Raw genomic sequence first — 17,403 nt, 5'->3', positions numbered from 1 at the left:
TGCGCCAGCACGGCGCTGGGAAATGGTTCAATTTCTGCAAACCATGCTGGCTGCCAGCCAAGCGGTTCCCATGCGACGGATGCGGCCTCAATGCCGCTGCAAACGCTGCCGTAAATCATGCCACCTCCCCACTCAGGTCGGTCTCTTCGTAGTCGCAGGCCAGGCAGACGAACTGGTGCTCACAGGCAGATTGCAGATCGGCGCCGCAGTTGGGGCAGCGCGACAGGGATTCCCCGCTCGAGGCGGGTTCAACGATGACGTTCATGGTCAGGTCCTCAATACCGGCTGGTTAGGCCGGCAGGTTGTTGGTTTTAGGCTTGATGTTCGGAGTCAGCTTTCCGTAGTTGTCGGGCTTCCAGCTCGGCCTGCAGGCGCAGAGCACTGCGATCGGTACCGGCTGCGTGTGCCACGGCCACTACATCGTCGTGACCCAGTACGTGTGCCAGCTCGCAGACCATGGCCTTCATCGCAATAGCCATGCGCGGTTCTACATACTCAGGAGCAGGGCGTGGTGATCTGATGCTTGCCATGTGTGTTACCCCCAGAACGGCGAGAAGATGGCGCGGATAATGCGCTTGAATTTAGGTAGTTGAGCCTCATGCTCGGCGGTGTGCTCATCGCACTCCTGCTGGCTCCATGTCAGCAGGCCATACTCCGGCAGGCCCTCACCGCTCAGGATTTCCTCGGCAGTGATCGTCGGCATACCGGCGTCGGCAAGTTGTTGATTTGCCCGTTTGACGGCCCTAGCGATAGCGTCTGGGTCGTGTTTTGCTAAGGAGCACAGGAGCATGATGATGGAGGCGCGGGCGAATTGTGTTTCAGTCAGCTGCAGTTCGGATGCAGCCTCCCGCCACACGCGACGATGGGCGGGTGTGCCGCGCACCTTTAACGCAGTCTCAGCGTCCAGGCGCTGATAGGCGGGTAGAGCTCTTGGTGGCATGGATAGGTCCTCGAATCAGTTGGTTAAACTGCGATCGGCTTCAGATAGCCAAGGTCAATCAGGCGCTTTGCCAGCCATTGCTGACCTTTGCCGGTGATCATGGGCTGGAACCCTATGCGCGTTTCACCGTGCACCTCATAGGGCTTTTCGGAAACAGTGAAGTAACTGCGGTCCAGATACTCCTGAAACGGGAGGTTGTGGCGATTTCCGCCATCCATCAGGATTCGTTCATCACGCAAGATGCGAAACAAAGTGTTCTGACCAATGCCCACTGTTCTGGCGAAGTTGCCAATCAATACACCTTTGTCATCGCCGGCGACGCGATCAGCGAAATCAGCCTTAGGGGCATTGATGGCAATAACGTTGTTGGCCTGGGTGAGTTGTTCTTCTTTCTTCTCAAGCTCCAGAGCCAAGCGACCAGCTTCCAGCAGCGCTGCGGCGTAGGTCTGCGGGATCTTGCTGACCTGTTGCTTCGCTTCCAGCTCTTGCCAGCGTTTGATAATCGCCATGCGAAGTGCAGCGCTGTATCCAGCCACCAAGCAGAGGCTTTCGTCTTTGGTCAGGAGGTAGTGTTTATCCTTAACTGGAAGTCCCAAGTTATTGATTCTTTCGAGAAACTCAGTTTTGAGGCGGTTCGAATCGATGTCTTGATCCAGCTGGTTAAACATCTCGCGAATGTCACGCATTACGTTGTCATGGCGCTTGCCTGTCAGTTCAGCGATCTCAAGGCTGCTCATGGTCAGGGTGGTGGTATTGATGATGCTCAGGTTCATGTATCGGTCCTCGATGGATGGTTAGTCCGTGGTTTAGGCTGCTTGCTTCTGATCTTCCTTGGCGTCCGCATAGTCATCCCAGCCAAGGTCAAGCATGTACTTGGAGGCCAGAACGAAGCGCACCGCCTGATCGGCCGGAATGATTCCGTCGCGCTTCTGTTTCCAGCGGGTCATGTTGCTGACGTTGACACCAATGGCAGCAGCCGCCTTTGTCGCATTCCCAAAAAATCGGATAGGTGCATCTACGTGCATGGATAGGTCCTCGTGGTTGTTGCATAACGCATAACCATTATTGCCAATAAGCAAGGAAAGTCAACGTGAGTAATGACCCTTTGGCAAACGCCCAGAGCTTAGACTTACTGCAAGAAAGCAATCAGGGCGGTGCAATGAAGAATTTTTCTGAACGTCTGCGAGCACGCATGGCGGAATTGGGAGTTAGTCCAGCAGAACTGAGTCGAAAAACTGGGATCAGTAATGGAGTGATCAGTCGTATCTTGAATGACCCTGGCCGTGAAGTTAGGGCAAGTAGCCTTATGTCGCTAGCAAAGGCGCTTAGGGCTGATCCTGTATGGCTTTATCTTGGAAGATCTTCAGATAGCTTTATCAGAGCCATCGAATCAGAGGCCGGGTTAGTGCCTGTTTGGACGTTGCCAGCCATTCAGGCTAGCCACGATATTGATTCCTGGCCTAACACTGATACGGGTCGCAGCCTTGCCACTGAGCGTGATGGCCACATCATCGCCCTTGAGGCAGATGATGATCAGTTACAAAACGATGGCATCAGACCAGGTACGATCTGCCTAATCGATATGGCTGACCACAAGCCAGAACACAACTCAATCATGCTGGCCAAGGTGCTAAAGAGTAACGAGTATCGACTCCTAAGGGCGATCAAGGGACTTGACTGCTGGCGCTACGGAGTTGATGACACGCGAGCTGGTAGTTTGACAGAAGACGATGTTATTCCGCTCGGAAAGGTAGTAGAGAAACGGCACTAACCACCTCATAGATTTGCATTCTGGCCCGCTCTGAGTAGCGGGCTTTTTTGTTCATTGAGAAAAATTTGTGTCTTTTTGCAAATTCATGTTGACGAATTCATTCCTTTTGGCAAAAATCAAATTGTTCCCGATGAGCAAAACAAGCCAAGGGGACTTGGCCAGAGTGGCTCTTACACCTCCTCTCTGGTTTAGCCGGAAGCAAGCACTGCCCCCTCCCGCGCTGGCGGAGTAAAAGGCCAGCAACCATCGGTGATTAGCGCAGCTGGTAGCGCGTCTGGTTTGGGACCAGAAGGTCAGAGGTTCGAAACCTCTATCACCGACCATATACAGCACTGCCGAGGACCAGCCCATAACCAGGGCAAACGCCACTCACCATGGCGCAGAAACGACAAAGCCCGGGAGCTACCCGGGCCTTGAAGGGGAGTAGGGAACCACCCCAACCCCCTGCACCGGTAACCAGCCGGTGCGGTTTGCCAAGACCCGAAGGCCTTTGGCATCTGTCGAGGACCTATCCATCAACAGATATCAGGAGTTTATATGACTCTCAGATTGATTAACAGGGCCGCGAATCAACTGGACAAGCTGATCGCCGCCATTCACGACACGGTAAGCGGTAACAAAGCACGCCGCGTCGCACTCAAGCAAAAGGCCATCGTGGCCATGCTCGCCAGCGAGCACCACAGCATCATCAAGCTTCGCGCCGAGCAAAACCGCCTGCTTGGCAAGAGCAAATACCGCGGCACGCTCCTACTGCGAGCCGACTACCACAAGCACGCCGCATAACCCGGGTCTGGCGCTTCCCTCATAGCGCCGTAGCCAAAGCCCATTTCAACAAGTGCCACAAGTGCGCTTTGGCTTCTTGCAACCTGAAATCAGGTCGCACCGCTCTTTAACAACGAGATACAGGCACACAACCACTAATCCCGATGCCTGTGGGGATGCTCCGTGGCCCGTTAGAACCGGATTCGGAGTGTGAAAGTGAGAGAAGTAAAAGCAGTGAATTGCAGTTTTGAATGCCTATCTAAAAGCGGTGCCCGCTGGCAACAGCGGGTATCCCCCAGGCTCCTTACCGGGGCTTGCGGGATAAACCAACCGAGGACCTATCCATGAAACCACTGACCGAAGCCCAAGTGATGGGCTATCGCGGCTCAATCCCGCCGCGCACCCCGCAGCGCTATGACGTAGAGCGGGAGCCGACCGCCGCCGAGAAGCGCTCAGCAAAGCAGCAATTGAAAACCCGCCGCGCTATCGAGGAGTACAACGAGCAGCGCGCACTGCGGCTAGCCATGGAGCTTTAGCTATGACCCACGAAAACACCCTCCTCGCCGAGCTGGAAGGCCGCGAAGCGCTGGACACCGACCGCGCCGAGTGGATTGCCCAGTGGGTCGAGGACAACCGCCCTGCCCTGCTGCGTGGCGAGCTGGACACCACCCCTGCCGTGCTGCTGGCCGAGGTCAACAAAGAGCAGGATCTGCGCCTTAACCAAGCACTGTTTCTGCTGATGACCGAAGGTGAGCAGGCGCCGCTGATGCAACTCGTCAGCGAACTGATTGACGCCGCGCTGCTTGATCTGGCCGCAGACGCCTGGAGCAACCACTGCGCCCAGCTCGAGGACGGCATGAGCGAAGAGGCCTGGGAGCGCTATCAACAAAGGAGTGCAGCATGAAGCACACATCGGAGCCGTGGGGTGTTTATCAGGACGCAAGCGGTGACGTGTTCGTTTCGTCCGCCGAAACATCATTCCACATTGCCGAAATTGGAACTGAGGATGAGGAGTCGGTAATCGCTGACGCCCGTCGTATCGTGGCCTGCGTGAATGCCTGTCGTGGCCTGCCGACCGATGAGCTGGAGCAGAAAGGGATTATCTCTGCCGTTGGCACCGAACTGTTGGAGCTTGATAAACAGAGCGCCGAGTTACTGGCGGCACTGGAAAAGCTAACCGGTGACATAACAGCGCTGATGGATGAAAGCCTTGGCGTGTACGGTCTCCACAAAAATGGCGACCCCGCGCCATGGGGTGAGCTTGTTGCTGGCGGAAGATATGAAGAGTGGCTACTAAGCATTAGCAATGCCGAGGAGCTTATTGCCAAGCTCAAGGCGGGTGCAGCATGAACGCACCAGACCTGCACCCGCTCGGCCTGGTGTTTGGTCTCTCTAACGAGGAGTACCACGCTGGCCCCGGCGTCAGCAAAAGCCAGCTCGACCAGATTGCCGAAAGCCCTGCCACTTACATGTGGGCCAAGCACGCGCCGGTCGATGAGGAAAAGCTCAAGGCGTTCGATATGGGCAGTGCCACCCACTGCCGCATCCTGGAGCCCGATGAGTTTAAAGATCGCTTCATCATCGCGCCGGAGTTCAACCGGCGCACCACTGCCGGCAAGGCCGACGAGGCGGAGTTTCTCGCAAACTGCAGCCAGACTGGCAAGACGGTGATCAGCGCAGAGGACGGCCGCAAGCTCGAGCTGATGCGCGATAGCGTGTTCGCCCACCCCGACGCCCGCTGGCTGCTGGAACAGGCCGGACACAGCGAAGCCTCGTTTTACTGGATTGACCAAGAAACCGGCGAGCTGTGCCGCATCCGGCCAGACCGCCATCTGACAGAGCACCCCATCATCATCGATGTGAAAACCGTCGCTGACATGGGCCGCTTCGAGCAGCACGTCGAAGAGTTCCGCTACCACGTCCAAGACGCCATGTACTCGGAAGGGTTTCATCGCGTCACCGGTGAGTGGCCGGACTTCGTGTTTATCGCCGTCAGCACCAGCATCAGTTGCGGCCGCTACTCGGTGCGGGTTCGCCCCCTCACCGACGACTGGAAAGAGGCTGGCAAAGACCTGTTTCGCCGCGACCTCAATCGCTTCCACGAATGCCGCATCAATGATGACTGGCACGACTTCAAACCCCTACTCCGCCCGGCGTGGGCGGCAAGGAAAGCAGCATGACACAACTATCAAACGTTGCCGATTTCCCGGCGCAGCAGCCTGCCACCCAAGTTAACCAGGTGGGCCAGAACTTGACTCTCGATGTAGCGAGCATGGGCGCCATGGTGAACCTCGCCAACATCATGTCCACCGGCAAGGCAACCATCCCGCAGGAGTACCGCAACAGCCCAGGCGACTGCTTAGCGGTGGTGATGCAAGCGGTGCAGTGGGGCATGAACCCGTTTGCAGTAGCCCAAAAGACGCACTTTGTGTCTGGCAAGATGGGATATGAAGCGCAGCTGGTTAACGCCGTTATCACTGCGCTGGCTCCCACCAAGGATCGCCTCCACTTCGAGTGGTTTGGTGACTGGAGCAAGGTCATTGGTAAGTTCGAGATAAAGAGAAACCAGGATGGCAAGGAGTACCGTCAGCCCGGGTGGACCATGAAAGATGAGGAAGGGCTGGGCATCAAGGTATGGGCCACCATCAGAGGAGAAGATGAGCCGCGGGTGCTGGAGCTGTACTTGGCGCAAGCGCGCACCCGCAATTCGACACTCTGGGCTGATGACCCACGCCAGCAGCTGGCCTACTTGGCCACCAAGCGCTGGGCTCGCTTGTACTGCCCCGACGTCATCATGGGCGTCTACACCCCGGACGAGTTTGAGGATGCCCGCGTTGAGCGTGATGTTACGCCAGCCGCACCGGCGGCCCCCGGCGCTCGCGCCCTTTCCGCCATGCGAAGCCAAAGCCAAGTGATTGACGTTGAGCAAGCGCCGGCGCCTGAGCCACAAGCCGAACCCATCGACCACGCCAACGCCTACGCCGATCACTGCGCTGCCATCGAGGCAGCGGAGGAAGTCGAAAGCTGGCAAGCGGCCTACACTGCAGCATGGGATTGGGCCAACTCCACCGGTGACCAACAGATCATCAAGGGTATCAAGCAGGTGGCCGGCGAGCGCAGAAAGGCGCTGGGCCAGCCGCAGTAAACCGCAACAACAACCAACCAGCCCGCCCAGTGCGGGCTTTTCTTTGACCGCAAGGATTCATCATGACCGAACAAGCCAAGACCGATACCCAGCTCGTGGTGCTCGAGCAGGCTAATGCCGTTACCCTGTTTACCGAAGGTACCGGCATCGACGCCCTGCTGGCCGATGTGCGCCAGAAAGCATCAAGCCTGGTGCCTGACGTCACTACCGCCAAGGGCCGCAAAGAAATCGCCAGCGTCGCCTATGCCGTGGCCAAGACCAAAACCTATCTGGATGGCATCGGCAAAGAGCTGACAGACCAGTACAAGGAGATCCCCAAGCGCATCGACGCTCACCGCAAAACCATCCGTGACACGCTCGACGCGCTCAAGGATGAAGTGCGCGCCCCGCTCACCCAGTACGAAGCGGCAGAAGAGGCCCGGGTTGCTGCGCTGCAGGAGCGCATGGCTGTTTTCGCCAACGCCAAAGAGGCCAGCAGCGAACTACCGAGCGCCGAGCTTGACCACTACCTGCAGCAAATCGAAGCCATCGCGATTGATGACAGCTGGCAAGATGTAACAGCCCAAGCCGGGGTAGCCAAAGATGCAGCACTGCTCCACCTGCGCGCCGTCATCGAGAAGGCCAAAGCGCGGGAAGCACAGGCCGCCGAACTGGAGCGCCTGCGCCAAGAAGCTGCAGCCCGTGAGCAAGCAGACCGCGAGCGCCGCATTGCCGAAGAGGCAGCCGCAGCCGAAGCACGCCGCCAAGAGCAAGCCCGCTTTGATGCCGAGCGCCAAGCACTATTGGCTAAAGAGCGCGAGCAACAGGCCATCCGCGACGCAGAAGCTGCAGAGCTGGCCCGCCAGCAGGCAGAGGCACGCCGCATTGCCGAAGCTGAGCAAGCCGAACAGCGCCGCCAGCAGGCAGAAGCCAACGCCCAGCGCCAGGCAGAAGAGGCCGCAGCCCGGGCCGCTGAGCAAGAGCGCCAGCGCATTGAGCAAGAGCAGCGCCAAAAGGCCGAAGAAGATGCCCGCCGCGCCGCCGACCGTGAGCACCGCGCCAGCATCAACAACGCCGTGCTGATGGACCTGATGGGATTGGGCATTGCAGAAGAGCAGGCCAAGGCCCTGATTTGCGCCATCGCCAAGGGGCATGTAAGCCACCTGACTATCAGCTACTGAACACCAGCCTTAACCAGGCCGACCCCACCAAGGACCTATCCATGACCCAACTCACAGCCGGCGAGGTGGCCAACGCGGCCGCCTCCGCCATGATCCCGCAACTCGATGCCGCCATCAAAGCGGCGTCGGATATCACCCGCCCCATGCTCGACGCCCTGCGCGCCCAGTTGATTGGCAATACCGAGGCCATCATCGCCGCCAGTAACGCCATGCTTGACGATGAGGACGCGCTGCACGACCAGCGCAATGCCTCGGCGCTGGAGCTCACCCAGCTCAAGGCTGAGCACGACGAGCTGCGCATCCAGTGCTCCCGCCTAATTGCCGCCCGCCGCGAAGATGAAGCCAAGGTGCGCAAAATCGAGAGCGCCCACAGCCAGATGGCCCATCAGCGCGACGCCTACAAGCGCGACGCCGAAGAAGGGCGCCGCATTAAGGCTGAGCTGGACAAAGCCAAGGCCCGCCTCAAGCGCCTGGAAGAGTCCGGCCAGAAGCGCGAAGCCGAGCACAACGAACTCAAGATGAAGCTGCAGCGCACCGAATCAATGCTGGTGCGCGCCACCAAGGCGGTGGTGTACGCCAAGGATTCTGTCAACAACACCCAGCACCGCATGATGATTGAGGGGCTACTGGTCGAGAAAGTGATCGAGGTCAAAGGGGTTCACTACTACCTTTACCGTCGCCCCTGCGTCGTGGCGGAAACATTCAGGCCCACTGACGATACAGTTGTCAGCCGCGACCACATGTATGCCTATCGCGTCGAAACCTCTGCCGGCTACCACTGGGACGCCATTCCCACCCAAGACGGAACCATTGGCACGGTCAAGCACCGCACCATGCCAAAAGAGGTGCGCCAATACTTGGCCGACAAATACAGCGAGAGTGCGCTATTCGATACCGGCAAGGTCACGCTGAAAAACATGGAACTCACCCAGGATATGGACTCGCTAGCCATAGCGCTGGCTGAGCTAGACGCTATCGACCACAGCCTGACGCCGCTCAAGATCAAAGACAGCCTCAAGCAAACCCGGGCGCGCAAGGTACAACAGATTGGGAGGAAGGCAGCGTGAACGACAAGCAACAACTGCAGGCGCTTGGCGCCGAGCATACCCGGCGCTTCGACGCCGACCTGGACTGGCTGGCGCGGAATGTTCATGAGTGGCCGGACATTGTTCCTGGCCGCGCTTTTGCGGCAGCTTTTGTTTCTGATGGAACATTCAGATGGCTCGAATATCCACCGGTAGACTGGGGTGGTTGTTACAACAAACACCAGTGGCTCGCCCGTCGCGCTGAGCTGCAAAACAAGCCGGATTGGAAAGACGCGCCAGACTGGGCTGAGTGGTTGGCGCAGGATGGCGATAAGGGACTATGGTGGTATTACAGTGACATGCCAACTAAGACACATGGTGCTGACCTATGGCGCGGTGAGGTATCGAACAAGTTCGCTCGCCTATCCCGCAAAGGCGAAGTCCTCGGAGACTGGCGCGACACGCTGGAGCGCCGGCCAAATGGCACCCAACAGCCAGCCATCAAAGAAGAGGAGTGCCGCTCCATTGGCGCAGAAGAAGCAGAGGCAGTGGCGCAGCACCTTCTTGCGCTACTAAAGAGAAACCCTCGGTGGCTCGATAGCGGCACTCTTGCAGAGATAGTCGAACTGGCAGACGCAGAGCTGGTTAAGCGCGATGATGCTGTGTGCGGTGGCCAGGCATTTCTTGATGCGCACTGGTTCGAGTGCGGCGAGCAGCCGCCAGTTGGCGTCCGTGTTTTGAAAAAGGACAAGGGCGAGCGTGACTGGGATGAGGTGACAATAACTGGGGCTGGGAATGAGCATGTTATCCTTAGCTACCCGGATGGAAGCGAAGTCGCTGGTGAATGGGATGAATGGGATTTCCGCCCACTACTGACCGAGCGCCAGCGTGTCGTCAGTGAGATGGTCGATGTGATGATGGCGTTACCGGTCAGTGAGCTAAAGACCGGCTCTGAGCATGCCATGGATATGGCTCTCGCCATCTACGACAAGTTCCTCAGCAAGCAAGGTGGTGACAATGCCGATACCACCGCCCCTCTCTGACCGCGAACTGGCTTTCCTCGACTGGCTGCGCGGCCGTGGCAGCCTGACCGTCTCGGAAGCCGTCGCCCAAGGCGCCTGCCTTGAACTCAATACAGACCGCCACGGCGTGCTCTACACCATGACCAAGCTGGTCAAGCATAAGCACCTGCGCGTGACGCTCCGGCGCTGCCAGCTTTCATACGGCACATACGGTCTCCACCGCGCCTACGTGCGCCTTTATCACACGGGAGGTGACAGCAATGGCTGATTACCGGGGCTCTACCACCCCAGAAGAAACCAGAGACATGACGATGACGCCGGGCTGGCTCTATCAGGCCATGGATGCAGAGTTTCATTTCTCACTCGACGCAGCTGCACTGCCAGAAACAGCGCTCTGCCAACGCTACCTGACGCCGGATATTGATGCGTTAAGCGTGGACTGGGGCGATTTTATCAGTCCGTCTGTACGATCGCCCTGGGTGTGGCTTAACCCGCCCTACTCAGATATTTTCCCATGGGTGGAAAAGGTCATTGAGCAACAGGCTAAGGGGATCGGCACCGTCATGCTGGTACCGCAAGACACCAGCACCGAGTGGTATCCGGCTGAGCGGGCCAGTGAGGTGCGCCATATCGTCGGTTACCGTGATGAACGCGGCAAATGGCGTAATGGCCGCATCCACTTCATCAACAAAGCAACCGGTGAGGAAATGAAGGGCAACCCTAAAGGCTCCATGTTCCTCATCTTTGCCCCAGGCTGGCGCGGCGAGTGCCGGATCCGGGATGTAAGTAAGCAAGCTCTAATCCTCGCGGGCCAAGGCGCCATGCGAGACGCAGCCTGATACCCACAATTCATCAACCACTCAACTCACCGATTCAGTGGATAACCCGCTGGCGGCCTTGTGCTGCCTGCGTTTAACCAGAGGACCTACCATCATGTGGTTTAAGAACCTTCAACTTTACCGCTTCTCCCGCCCCTTCACGCTCACCGCTGAGCAACTTGAAGATGCATTGGCCAGCTGCACCTTTACCCCATGCGGCGCGCAAGACCTCTCACGCTTTGGTTGGGTCGCTCCGCTTGGCAAGTTTGGCGCCACCCTGGCGCACAGCGCTTCCGGGCAACTCCTGCTCTGCGCCCGCAAGGAAGAAAAGATTCTGCCGGCATCGGTAGTCAAGGAGATGCTGGCCGAGAAGATAGAGGCCATTGAGCACGGGCAAGGCCGCCCCTTGAAGAAGAAAGAGAAGGAGGCGCTGAAAGAAGATCTGCTGCGCACCCTGCTGCCACGAGCCTTCAGCCGCACCAGTCAGACCTTTGTCTGGATTAACCCTGCCGATGGCCTGCTGGCTGTCGATGCCTCGAGCGGCAAGAAGGCGGACGATGTACTTTCGCTGCTGCGCAAATCCATTGGCACCCTGCCAGTGGTGCCAGTAGCGCTCAAGAATCCGCCAGAAATCACCATGACCGAGTGGCTGAAAGAGAGCACCGTCCCTGCCGGCTTCACCCTGGAAGATGAGTCCGAGCTGCGCAGCGCCATGGAGCAAGGCGGCATCATCCGCTGCAAGCAGCAGGATCTGATGACCGAAGAGGTAAAAAACCACCTCGACAACGACAAGCTGGTCACCAAGTTGGCCCTCTGCTGGGATGAGTGCCTCTGCTTCGTGCTGGGTGATGACCTCTCCATCAAGCGCCTCAAATTCAGCGATGAGCTGCGCGAGCGGAACGACGATATCACCAGCGAGGACCAAGCCGCCCGCATGGATGCCGACTTTGCACTGGTGACCGGCGAGCTGTCCCAGTTTATCCCGGCACTGATGACCGCCCTAGGTGGTGAGGAGGCTCCGCTATGAGCAGAAAAAAACATATCGGCACATCCACGCTCACCGGAACAATATTCTACGGCACACTTGATACGGCTCGATCGATGTGGGTTGGAAGCAAAGCAGACGTTACTGATTCCGCATGCCGAGCAGTAGCTGAGCACCTGAAGTTCATTGATAAGCCTATCGCCTATGGCTTGTCTGATGGTGGATTCATCATCCTTCGTGCAGAAGTGGTGGCAGAGCTGCCTTCGATATTCACCAAAGAGGAGGATGAGGTATGAGTCAGCACACGCCAGAGCCGTGGGTGATTGATGATAGGGCTGGACTCTCGACGAATTTTTATCAAGACGACACCGCCGGTTCAATCATTGGATCTTGCGAAGAGTACAAATTTGCCTATCGCTCTCTTGATGAGCGCAAGGCCAATGCTCGCCGCATCGTGGAATGTGTAAACGCCTGCGCGGGGATGGATGACCCGGAGCAGGAAATTCAAAGCCTGAAGGCGGGCAATGAAAAGCTGGCCGCTGCGGTTGAAGATACGGCCAGCCGTAATGCCGTATTGGCTCTGCTGCTGCGTGAGTGCCGCCCTTGCGTTGAATGGGCAATTACCAGCGGAGTTTGTGGTGAGATTGCACTGGCTCGCATAGATGCAGCGCTTGCTGGTTGGCTGCCAGACCATGTTGCTGGCGCTGGCAAAATGGTGGCAGGAGGTTCTGGCAGTCGGGAGCTATTTGAGCGTTGGTTCAGGCGCGATTACCACCCTGACAGGATGGGCCCGTACATAAAAGACATTACATGGGTTGCTTGGCAGGCCGCGCTCTCCGCCGCACCCAAGCTGCAAGGAGGTGCGCCGTGCGATACCGGCCTCCCATCATCCAAGTCGGACTGACGCGCTCAGAAGCCGAAGAAACCCGCGCCAGATACCTCCGTATCAACCCAGGCGCTCAAGTCACCATCGACAGCCAACCCGATAATCCACAGCTCAAAACCCTGATCGCCCTGCTCCCATGGCGGCATATCAATGCCGTCAAAGAGCCAGGCTTTGTCGGGTATCGCGGCTGGCGAGCATAACCGTAGCCCCGGCCAGTCCGGGGTTTCTTTTAACCACGAGGACCTACCATGGCGAAAGTCTATATATCCGGGCCGATGTCCGGCCTGCCAGATTACAACCGACCGGCATTCAACGAAGAGGCGCAGCGCCTTCAAGCCATCGGCCACGTTCCGCTTAACCCGGCCATTCTGCCGGATGGGCTAACCCAGACCGAATACATGCAGCTTTGCATGCCCATGCTGATGATGGCTGAGCATGTGATCATGCTGCCAGGCTGGGAGCGCAGCGCCGGGGCCTTCGCTGAGCACGCACTGGCTATCAAGCTAGGTAAGCCGGTGATCCTGCCGGTACTCCACCAAGTGGATGAGGAGGCAGCGTGAAAGAGAGCGGGCTTATCTTTAACCGTGAAATGGTCAGAGCCATCCTGAACGGGACCAAGACCATGACGCGGCGCATCATGAAAAAGCAGCCACCAGATGGCTGGTATCCGGTGGGGACGCGTGACGTGGCAGACACGGTGGCGAGAACCTACACCAAAGGCGTCATCGATCGCCACGGCTGCCTACAGGCTGGCCCCGAGGTGTTCGGCGTTGCTGACGACACATGGGGGGCCGTGTCGCCGTGTGGCCGGCCAGGTGATCGCATATGGGTGCGGGAGACTTTTGGGCAAAAAATCCGTTCAGTAGGCGGCTGCCCTCATGAAAGTTACGCCTATCGTGCTTCTGAGCCGAACGCTGCGCGATGCTACGACTGCAATGGCCGCGAGCTGCCTATGAAGTGGACCCCCAGCATCCACATGCCACGCAAGGCGGCCCGCATCCTGCTTGATATCACCGAGGTCCGCGCTGAACGGCTGAACGATATCAGCGAGGCAGACGCCGAGGCGGAAGGTATCGACTTCCTGCGCCACATCCCAGACGCTGACGAAACGATCTCAGCTCGACAGCTGTTCGAGTTCCTTTGGGTCAGCATCTACGGCCAAGAGAGCTGGGACAGCAATCCATGGGTTTGGGTCTATCCGTTCAAGGTGCTCGCCACCGCGCAGCAGGGCGCTGCTAAGGAACCGGCATGAGTGATTTTGTCGAAGTGAAGACCGCCGATCTGACAGGTCCGGCGCTGGACTGGGCTGTGGCTCAAGTAGAAGGGGTGGCATGCACCCCGCATACCATCAAGCGATTCTATCGCCCATCGACCGACTGGTCGCAGGGCGGGCCGCTACGAGACAAGTACGACGTGGGCATCGAGCCCAGCGTTCCAGATGGCCGCCCCTACGCATATGTGCCTGGGCGCGACCTCGATGGATCTCGCGGGGAAACTGCACTCATCGCCATCTGCCGCGCCATCGTTGCCGCCAAGCTGGGCGATGTGGTGCAGGTGCCAACGGCACTGATAGGTGGTGCAGCATGACCAAATCACAAGCTGCCGGGATCGTGATTCTGGTCGTCAACTCACTGATCGCCATTATGGTGCTGGCGCTGATATAGGAGATTAACGGCCCTTCCTTCAACCACCGCTACGGCCCATCCTTATCGCAGGAGGGCCGCCCATGCACCAGCTACAACTCGTCATCGACCACGACAGCCTGCTGATCAACCAGCTCACCGAGGCACTAAGCTCCCCCACCCTGTCATCGTCCGCCAAGTTGGCCGAGGCGCGCCGGGTGTTGACGGCTCTCGGGCTGGATCTCGGGGTGACAGCTGCGCAGCAAGTCTGGAGCGCAAGCGAACTGGCTAAGGAGTTTGGTATCAGCGCCCAGGCGATCGGCCGGCTGGCCAATCAGCACCAGGTAAAGACTGATGAGTTTGGGGAATATCGCCTCGATCAGGCGGTCCACTCACGCAAGCAGGTGCAGACTTTCTACTACAACCAACGCGGGCGTAACCAGCTCGCTGAGCTACTCAAAACGAGGACCTAACCGATGAGTACCGACCACAACCTTGTGATTATGGCCATGCCATCTGCAGTACCCCTGAGCACCTACCTAGCGGTCATTGAGCCCAGCATCGACCGGGGCACTATCGACAAGCGCATACAGCGCGGCGTATGGCAATTGGGCATCCACATCGTCAACGTAGACGGCGTGAAAGAGCGGTGGGTTAACATTGATGAGGTGATGAAGTGGGCACTGAAAAGCAGCTCCCGCGCGGCGTAACGCTGCGTGGTGATACCATCAATATCACCTTTACCTATCGTGGGGTTCGCTGCCGCGAGCCCCTGTCCAACCTTCCCAGCACACCGGCCAACATCCGGTATGCCGCCCGCCTTCTTGCTGAAATCCAAGGCAAGATTGAGCGCGACCAGTTCTACTACGCTGACCAGTTCCCCAAGTCCAGCAAGCTCAAACTGTTTGGATCTGGGTCACGAGCGGCCAGAGTGGTTGATTACCTCGATGAGTATCTCGCACGCTGCGAGCGGCGCGGCATTAGCCCATCAACGATAGTCGGGTACCGGAAATGTAAAAGCTCGCTGTCCAGCATGCACCAAGTGCTCATTACCGATCTGACGCCGGCCATTCTAAAAACGTGGCTATCTGAAACCTCGACCACAGCCAAGACGGCCCGCAACCGGCTGTCGTTCCTGCGCAGCGCCATTGATGAGGCGGTGACAGACGGGCTGTTGGCAGCAAACCCCGTTTCACTGGTCACCGTCGCCAGATATTTGGACGTGGATTCAGTTCCTGATCGGGGAGCCAAAGACGTGGACCCGTTCACCCCGGAAGAAGTGTCCGCCATCCTATCGACAGCCAGCGGCATCAACGAGCAGTGGGCCAACCTGTTCCGCTTCGCCTTTGCGACCGGCATGCGGCCGTCTGAGGTATGCGCTCTGCGGTGGGGATCTATCGACTGGATTGGCAACACAGTGAAAGTCTCCAGCGCTAAAGTGGTTGGCGTCATCAAGAGCACCAAAACGCGAGCAGGCAATCGCACTATCGAGCTGACAAGCGACGCAATAGCAGCGCTCACCAGCCAGAAGCGGTTTACCTTTATGCGCGGTGAGTATGTGTTTGAAGATCCCAAGCTCAATAAACCGTGGGCCGGAACTGACGCAATCCGCAAGAAAGCCTGGATCTATACCCTACGGCGATCTGGCGTTCGCTATCGCCACCTTTATCAAACCCGCCACACCTTCGCCACGGCTAACATTAGCCGCGGATGCAACCTGTTTTGGCTCGCCACTCAGATGGGGCACAAGGGGCCGGAGATGCTATTTCGGCACTACGGATCCTACCTTGCCGAGTACGACGGCCAGACGTCAAAAGCGCCACTGGTGATCCAAAAGTAAGCCACCCAAGAAAAAAACCTTATAGTTCAATTAGTAAAGCTGCATTGGACGCGGGTTCAACTCCCGCCAGCTCCACCAAACACTGTTCCGGCCGGGAACGAAGAAATACAGAAACCCGCACAGCGTAAGGCTCTGCGGGTTTTTTGTTGTCCGAAATAGTCCGAGTGAATCGCCAGAAGCCAGCGCATTTAGTACCATCATGAGTACCATCAGGGCAGTGGTAGTCATTTCGGTGGAACTAAGGTGGAGCCCCTCGCGTTGCTCCCCTCATTGCGTTTGTCTGGTGGCCGCCTGATGGTGGCCAAATGCGGCATGTCGAGGCGCCCTGCCACACATCAGGTTTTTGCATCTATTGCATCAACATCTTGGATTATTCCTCGAGAAATCCGAATGATATTCTGCCGAGCGAACGGGAAAACCTCACTCTCGACAAGAAGGTCATTATGAAATCCACATCCCTTGTTCTGGCTGGCTGCATGCTGCTGTCGGCGACGTCGCAGGCTGCTACTAACGATAATCTGCCGGGCTTTACCGCCGGGGCAGAGGTCATCAAGGTCACGCCGTCGCAGGATCAAACCGATTTAATCAGCAATATCATCTACTCCCAGGTCAAAGATGGCATGGCGCTGCGGCAGCTGAAAATGTCGCTGCTCGTGCCGCGCAATACCGATCTGAAACCCGCCATTGTCTACTTCCCTGGCGGCGGCTTTATGAGCGCCAACCACGATAAATACATCGCCATGCGCATGGCGCTGGCAAAGGCCGGTTATGTGGTCGCGGCGGCCGAATACCGGGTGGTGCCGAACACCTTCCCGGCGCCGCTGCTGGATGGCAAAACCGCCGTGCGCTACCTAAGAGCCCATGCCAAGGATTACAACATCGATCCGGCGCGCATCGCAGTGCTCGGTGATTCTGCCGGCGGCTGGCTGGCGCAAATGCTTGGCACCACCAATGGCAACAAAGAGTTCGACCAAGGGGATTACGTTGGACAATCTTCCGACGTACAGGGCGTGGTGACGATTTATGGCATCTCGAATCTGCTCAATATCGGAGAGGGCTTCCCCGAGGCTATCCAGAAGGTGCACCAATCAGAAGCCGTGACCGAAGCGCTGCTGGTGCATGGCACCGCGTTTCGTACCTTCGCCGGAGCCACCATTGGCAGCGACCCGAAAAAAGCACTCGCCGCCAGCTCCATGGGTCATATCAGCGGGCATGAGCCGCCGTTCTTGATCATGCACGGCAGCGCCGACACGCTGGTGTCTCCCAAGCAGAGCGCCCAGCTGTATGACGCGCTGAAAGCAAAGCACGACAAGGTTGAGTATGTGCTGGTCCAAGGCGCCGAGCATGGCGATATCCACTGGTATCAGCCGCAGATCATCGAGCGCGTGGTCAACTGGTTCAAGCAGACCCTGGGCGCACCGACCAAG

The 17,403-nt window shown here is 58.0% G+C and carries 27 protein-coding genes, 1 tRNA gene and 1 pseudogene; 23 read left to right on the top strand and 6 right to left on the bottom strand.

From position 1 onward, the window contains the following. From BW958_RS20735 to BW958_RS19920, 6 genes are all read right to left on the bottom strand, one after another. On the bottom strand, positions 1 to 119 hold a 119-nt coding region (locus BW958_RS20735), incomplete at its 3' end, for a DNA cytosine methyltransferase (protein ID WP_143233112.1). Beyond that, the gene (locus BW958_RS20585) at positions 116 to 265 is read right to left on the bottom strand and encodes a hypothetical protein (protein ID WP_179078890.1); all 150 of its coding nucleotides are present in this window, start codon (positions 263 to 265) and stop codon (positions 116 to 118) included. The genes BW958_RS20735 and BW958_RS20585, both read right to left, overlap by 4 nt. A gap of 46 nt (positions 266 to 311) precedes the next feature. Continuing rightward, entirely contained in the window at positions 312 to 479 is a 168-nt protein-coding gene (locus tag BW958_RS20580) for a hypothetical protein (protein WP_179078889.1), read from the bottom strand. Between the two features lie 56 nt (positions 480 to 535). Next, the gene (locus BW958_RS19930; protein WP_143233166.1) at positions 536 to 940 is read right to left on the bottom strand and encodes a hypothetical protein; all 405 of its coding nucleotides are present in this window, start codon (positions 938 to 940) and stop codon (positions 536 to 538) included. Between the two features lie 23 nt (positions 941 to 963). Further along, the gene (locus tag BW958_RS19925; protein ID WP_076577650.1) at positions 964 to 1,713 is read right to left on the bottom strand and encodes a phage antirepressor KilAC domain-containing protein; all 750 of its coding nucleotides are present in this window, start codon (positions 1,711 to 1,713) and stop codon (positions 964 to 966) included. A 33-nt stretch (positions 1,714 to 1,746) separates the two neighbouring features. After that, a complete protein-coding gene (locus BW958_RS19920) occupies positions 1,747 to 1,965 on the bottom strand; it encodes a hypothetical protein (protein ID WP_076577649.1) in 219 nt (72 codons plus the stop codon). Positions 1,966 to 2,030: 65 nt separating this feature from the next. Between BW958_RS19920 and BW958_RS19915 the strand changes: the two genes are divergently transcribed. The 23 genes and pseudogenes from BW958_RS19915 to BW958_RS19800 all read left to right on the top strand — a co-directional run. Then, entirely contained in the window at positions 2,031 to 2,711 is a 681-nt protein-coding gene (locus tag BW958_RS19915) for a helix-turn-helix domain-containing protein (protein ID WP_083687425.1), read from the top strand. 247 nt (positions 2,712 to 2,958) lie between these two features. Next, a tRNA-Pro gene (locus BW958_RS19910) sits at positions 2,959 to 3,034 on the top strand. Positions 3,035 to 3,248: 214 nt separating this feature from the next. Next, positions 3,249 to 3,494, top strand: coding sequence for a hypothetical protein (locus BW958_RS19905; RefSeq protein WP_076577648.1), 246 nt, complete (start codon positions 3,249 to 3,251; stop codon positions 3,492 to 3,494). Positions 3,495 to 3,817: 323 nt separating this feature from the next. Continuing rightward, entirely contained in the window at positions 3,818 to 4,009 is a 192-nt protein-coding gene (locus BW958_RS19900; RefSeq protein WP_076577647.1) for a PA3496 family putative envelope integrity protein, read from the top strand. 2 nt (positions 4,010 to 4,011) lie between these two features. Then, the gene (locus BW958_RS19895; RefSeq protein WP_076577646.1) at positions 4,012 to 4,377 is read left to right on the top strand and encodes a hypothetical protein; all 366 of its coding nucleotides are present in this window, start codon (positions 4,012 to 4,014) and stop codon (positions 4,375 to 4,377) included. Continuing rightward, positions 4,374 to 4,823 carry a hypothetical protein gene (locus tag BW958_RS19890; protein ID WP_076577645.1) on the top strand — a complete coding sequence of 150 codons (450 nt, stop codon included), beginning with the start codon at positions 4,374 to 4,376 and terminating at the stop codon, positions 4,821 to 4,823. The genes BW958_RS19895 and BW958_RS19890 overlap by 4 nt, the downstream gene beginning before the upstream one ends. Continuing rightward, positions 4,820 to 5,653: a PD-(D/E)XK nuclease-like domain-containing protein gene (locus tag BW958_RS19885; RefSeq protein WP_076577644.1), complete on the top strand. Its 834-nt coding sequence runs from the start codon at positions 4,820 to 4,822 to the stop codon at positions 5,651 to 5,653. The genes BW958_RS19890 and BW958_RS19885 overlap by 4 nt, the downstream gene beginning before the upstream one ends. Beyond that, positions 5,650 to 6,327: pseudogene (locus BW958_RS20765) on the top strand (RecT family recombinase); the annotation flags it as partial. The gene BW958_RS19885 and the pseudogene BW958_RS20765, both read left to right, overlap by 4 nt. 353 nt (positions 6,328 to 6,680) lie before the next feature. Further along, positions 6,681 to 7,778, top strand: coding sequence for a coiled-coil domain-containing protein (locus BW958_RS19875; protein WP_076577643.1), 1,098 nt, complete (start codon positions 6,681 to 6,683; stop codon positions 7,776 to 7,778). 41 nt (positions 7,779 to 7,819) lie between these two features. Beyond that, a complete protein-coding gene (locus BW958_RS19870) occupies positions 7,820 to 8,845 on the top strand; it encodes a hypothetical protein (RefSeq protein WP_076577642.1) in 1,026 nt (341 codons plus the stop codon). Then, the gene (locus BW958_RS19865; RefSeq protein WP_076577641.1) at positions 8,842 to 9,846 is read left to right on the top strand and encodes a hypothetical protein; all 1,005 of its coding nucleotides are present in this window, start codon (positions 8,842 to 8,844) and stop codon (positions 9,844 to 9,846) included. The genes BW958_RS19870 and BW958_RS19865 overlap by 4 nt, the downstream gene beginning before the upstream one ends. Next, complete coding sequence (locus BW958_RS19860) at positions 9,821 to 10,093, top strand: hypothetical protein (RefSeq protein WP_076577640.1); 273 nt, start codon at positions 9,821 to 9,823, stop codon at positions 10,091 to 10,093. Before BW958_RS19865 ends, BW958_RS19860 begins: the two co-directional genes overlap by 26 nt. After that, a complete protein-coding gene (locus BW958_RS19855; RefSeq protein ID WP_076577639.1) occupies positions 10,086 to 10,664 on the top strand; it encodes a phage N-6-adenine-methyltransferase in 579 nt (192 codons plus the stop codon). The genes BW958_RS19860 and BW958_RS19855 overlap by 8 nt, the downstream gene beginning before the upstream one ends. A gap of 94 nt (positions 10,665 to 10,758) precedes the next feature. Further along, on the top strand, positions 10,759 to 11,670 hold the full coding sequence (gene rdgC, locus BW958_RS19850) for a recombination-associated protein RdgC (protein WP_076577638.1): 912 nt from the start codon (positions 10,759 to 10,761) through the stop codon (positions 11,668 to 11,670). Further along, positions 11,667 to 11,924 carry a DUF7446 family protein gene (locus BW958_RS19845; protein ID WP_076577637.1) on the top strand — a complete coding sequence of 86 codons (258 nt, stop codon included), beginning with the start codon at positions 11,667 to 11,669 and terminating at the stop codon, positions 11,922 to 11,924. The genes rdgC and BW958_RS19845 overlap by 4 nt, the downstream gene beginning before the upstream one ends. Continuing rightward, positions 11,921 to 12,532 carry a hypothetical protein gene (locus tag BW958_RS19840; protein ID WP_076577636.1) on the top strand — a complete coding sequence of 204 codons (612 nt, stop codon included), beginning with the start codon at positions 11,921 to 11,923 and terminating at the stop codon, positions 12,530 to 12,532. Before BW958_RS19845 ends, BW958_RS19840 begins: the two co-directional genes overlap by 4 nt. A gap of 230 nt (positions 12,533 to 12,762) precedes the next feature. Continuing rightward, a complete protein-coding gene (locus BW958_RS19830; RefSeq protein ID WP_076577634.1) occupies positions 12,763 to 13,074 on the top strand; it encodes a DUF4406 domain-containing protein in 312 nt (103 codons plus the stop codon). Beyond that, complete coding sequence (locus tag BW958_RS19825; RefSeq protein WP_218641791.1) at positions 13,071 to 13,766, top strand: ASCH domain-containing protein; 696 nt, start codon at positions 13,071 to 13,073, stop codon at positions 13,764 to 13,766. The genes BW958_RS19830 and BW958_RS19825 overlap by 4 nt, the downstream gene beginning before the upstream one ends. Further along, positions 13,763 to 14,101 carry a phage protein NinX family protein gene (locus BW958_RS19820; RefSeq protein ID WP_076577633.1) on the top strand — a complete coding sequence of 113 codons (339 nt, stop codon included), beginning with the start codon at positions 13,763 to 13,765 and terminating at the stop codon, positions 14,099 to 14,101. Before BW958_RS19825 ends, BW958_RS19820 begins: the two co-directional genes overlap by 4 nt. A 139-nt stretch (positions 14,102 to 14,240) precedes the next feature. Then, on the top strand, positions 14,241 to 14,609 hold the full coding sequence (locus BW958_RS19815) for a hypothetical protein (RefSeq protein WP_076577632.1): 369 nt from the start codon (positions 14,241 to 14,243) through the stop codon (positions 14,607 to 14,609). A 3-nt stretch (positions 14,610 to 14,612) separates the two neighbouring features. Further along, positions 14,613 to 14,846, top strand: a complete 234-nt coding sequence (locus BW958_RS19810; RefSeq protein ID WP_256702085.1) for an excisionase — start codon at positions 14,613 to 14,615, stop codon at positions 14,844 to 14,846. Continuing rightward, entirely contained in the window at positions 14,813 to 15,976 is a 1,164-nt protein-coding gene (locus BW958_RS19805; protein WP_076577631.1) for a site-specific integrase, read from the top strand. The genes BW958_RS19810 and BW958_RS19805 overlap by 34 nt, the downstream gene beginning before the upstream one ends. Before the next feature lie 443 nt (positions 15,977 to 16,419). Continuing rightward, the coding region (locus tag BW958_RS19800; protein WP_143233165.1) for an alpha/beta hydrolase at positions 16,420 to 17,403 on the top strand (984 nt) is incomplete at its 3' end.

The sequence above is a fragment of the Aeromonas sp. RU39B genome, from assembly GCF_900156095.1.
Taxonomy (GTDB): Bacteria; Pseudomonadota; Gammaproteobacteria; order Enterobacterales; family Aeromonadaceae; genus Aeromonas.
This window is presented reverse-complemented; position numbering and strand designations above follow the sequence as displayed.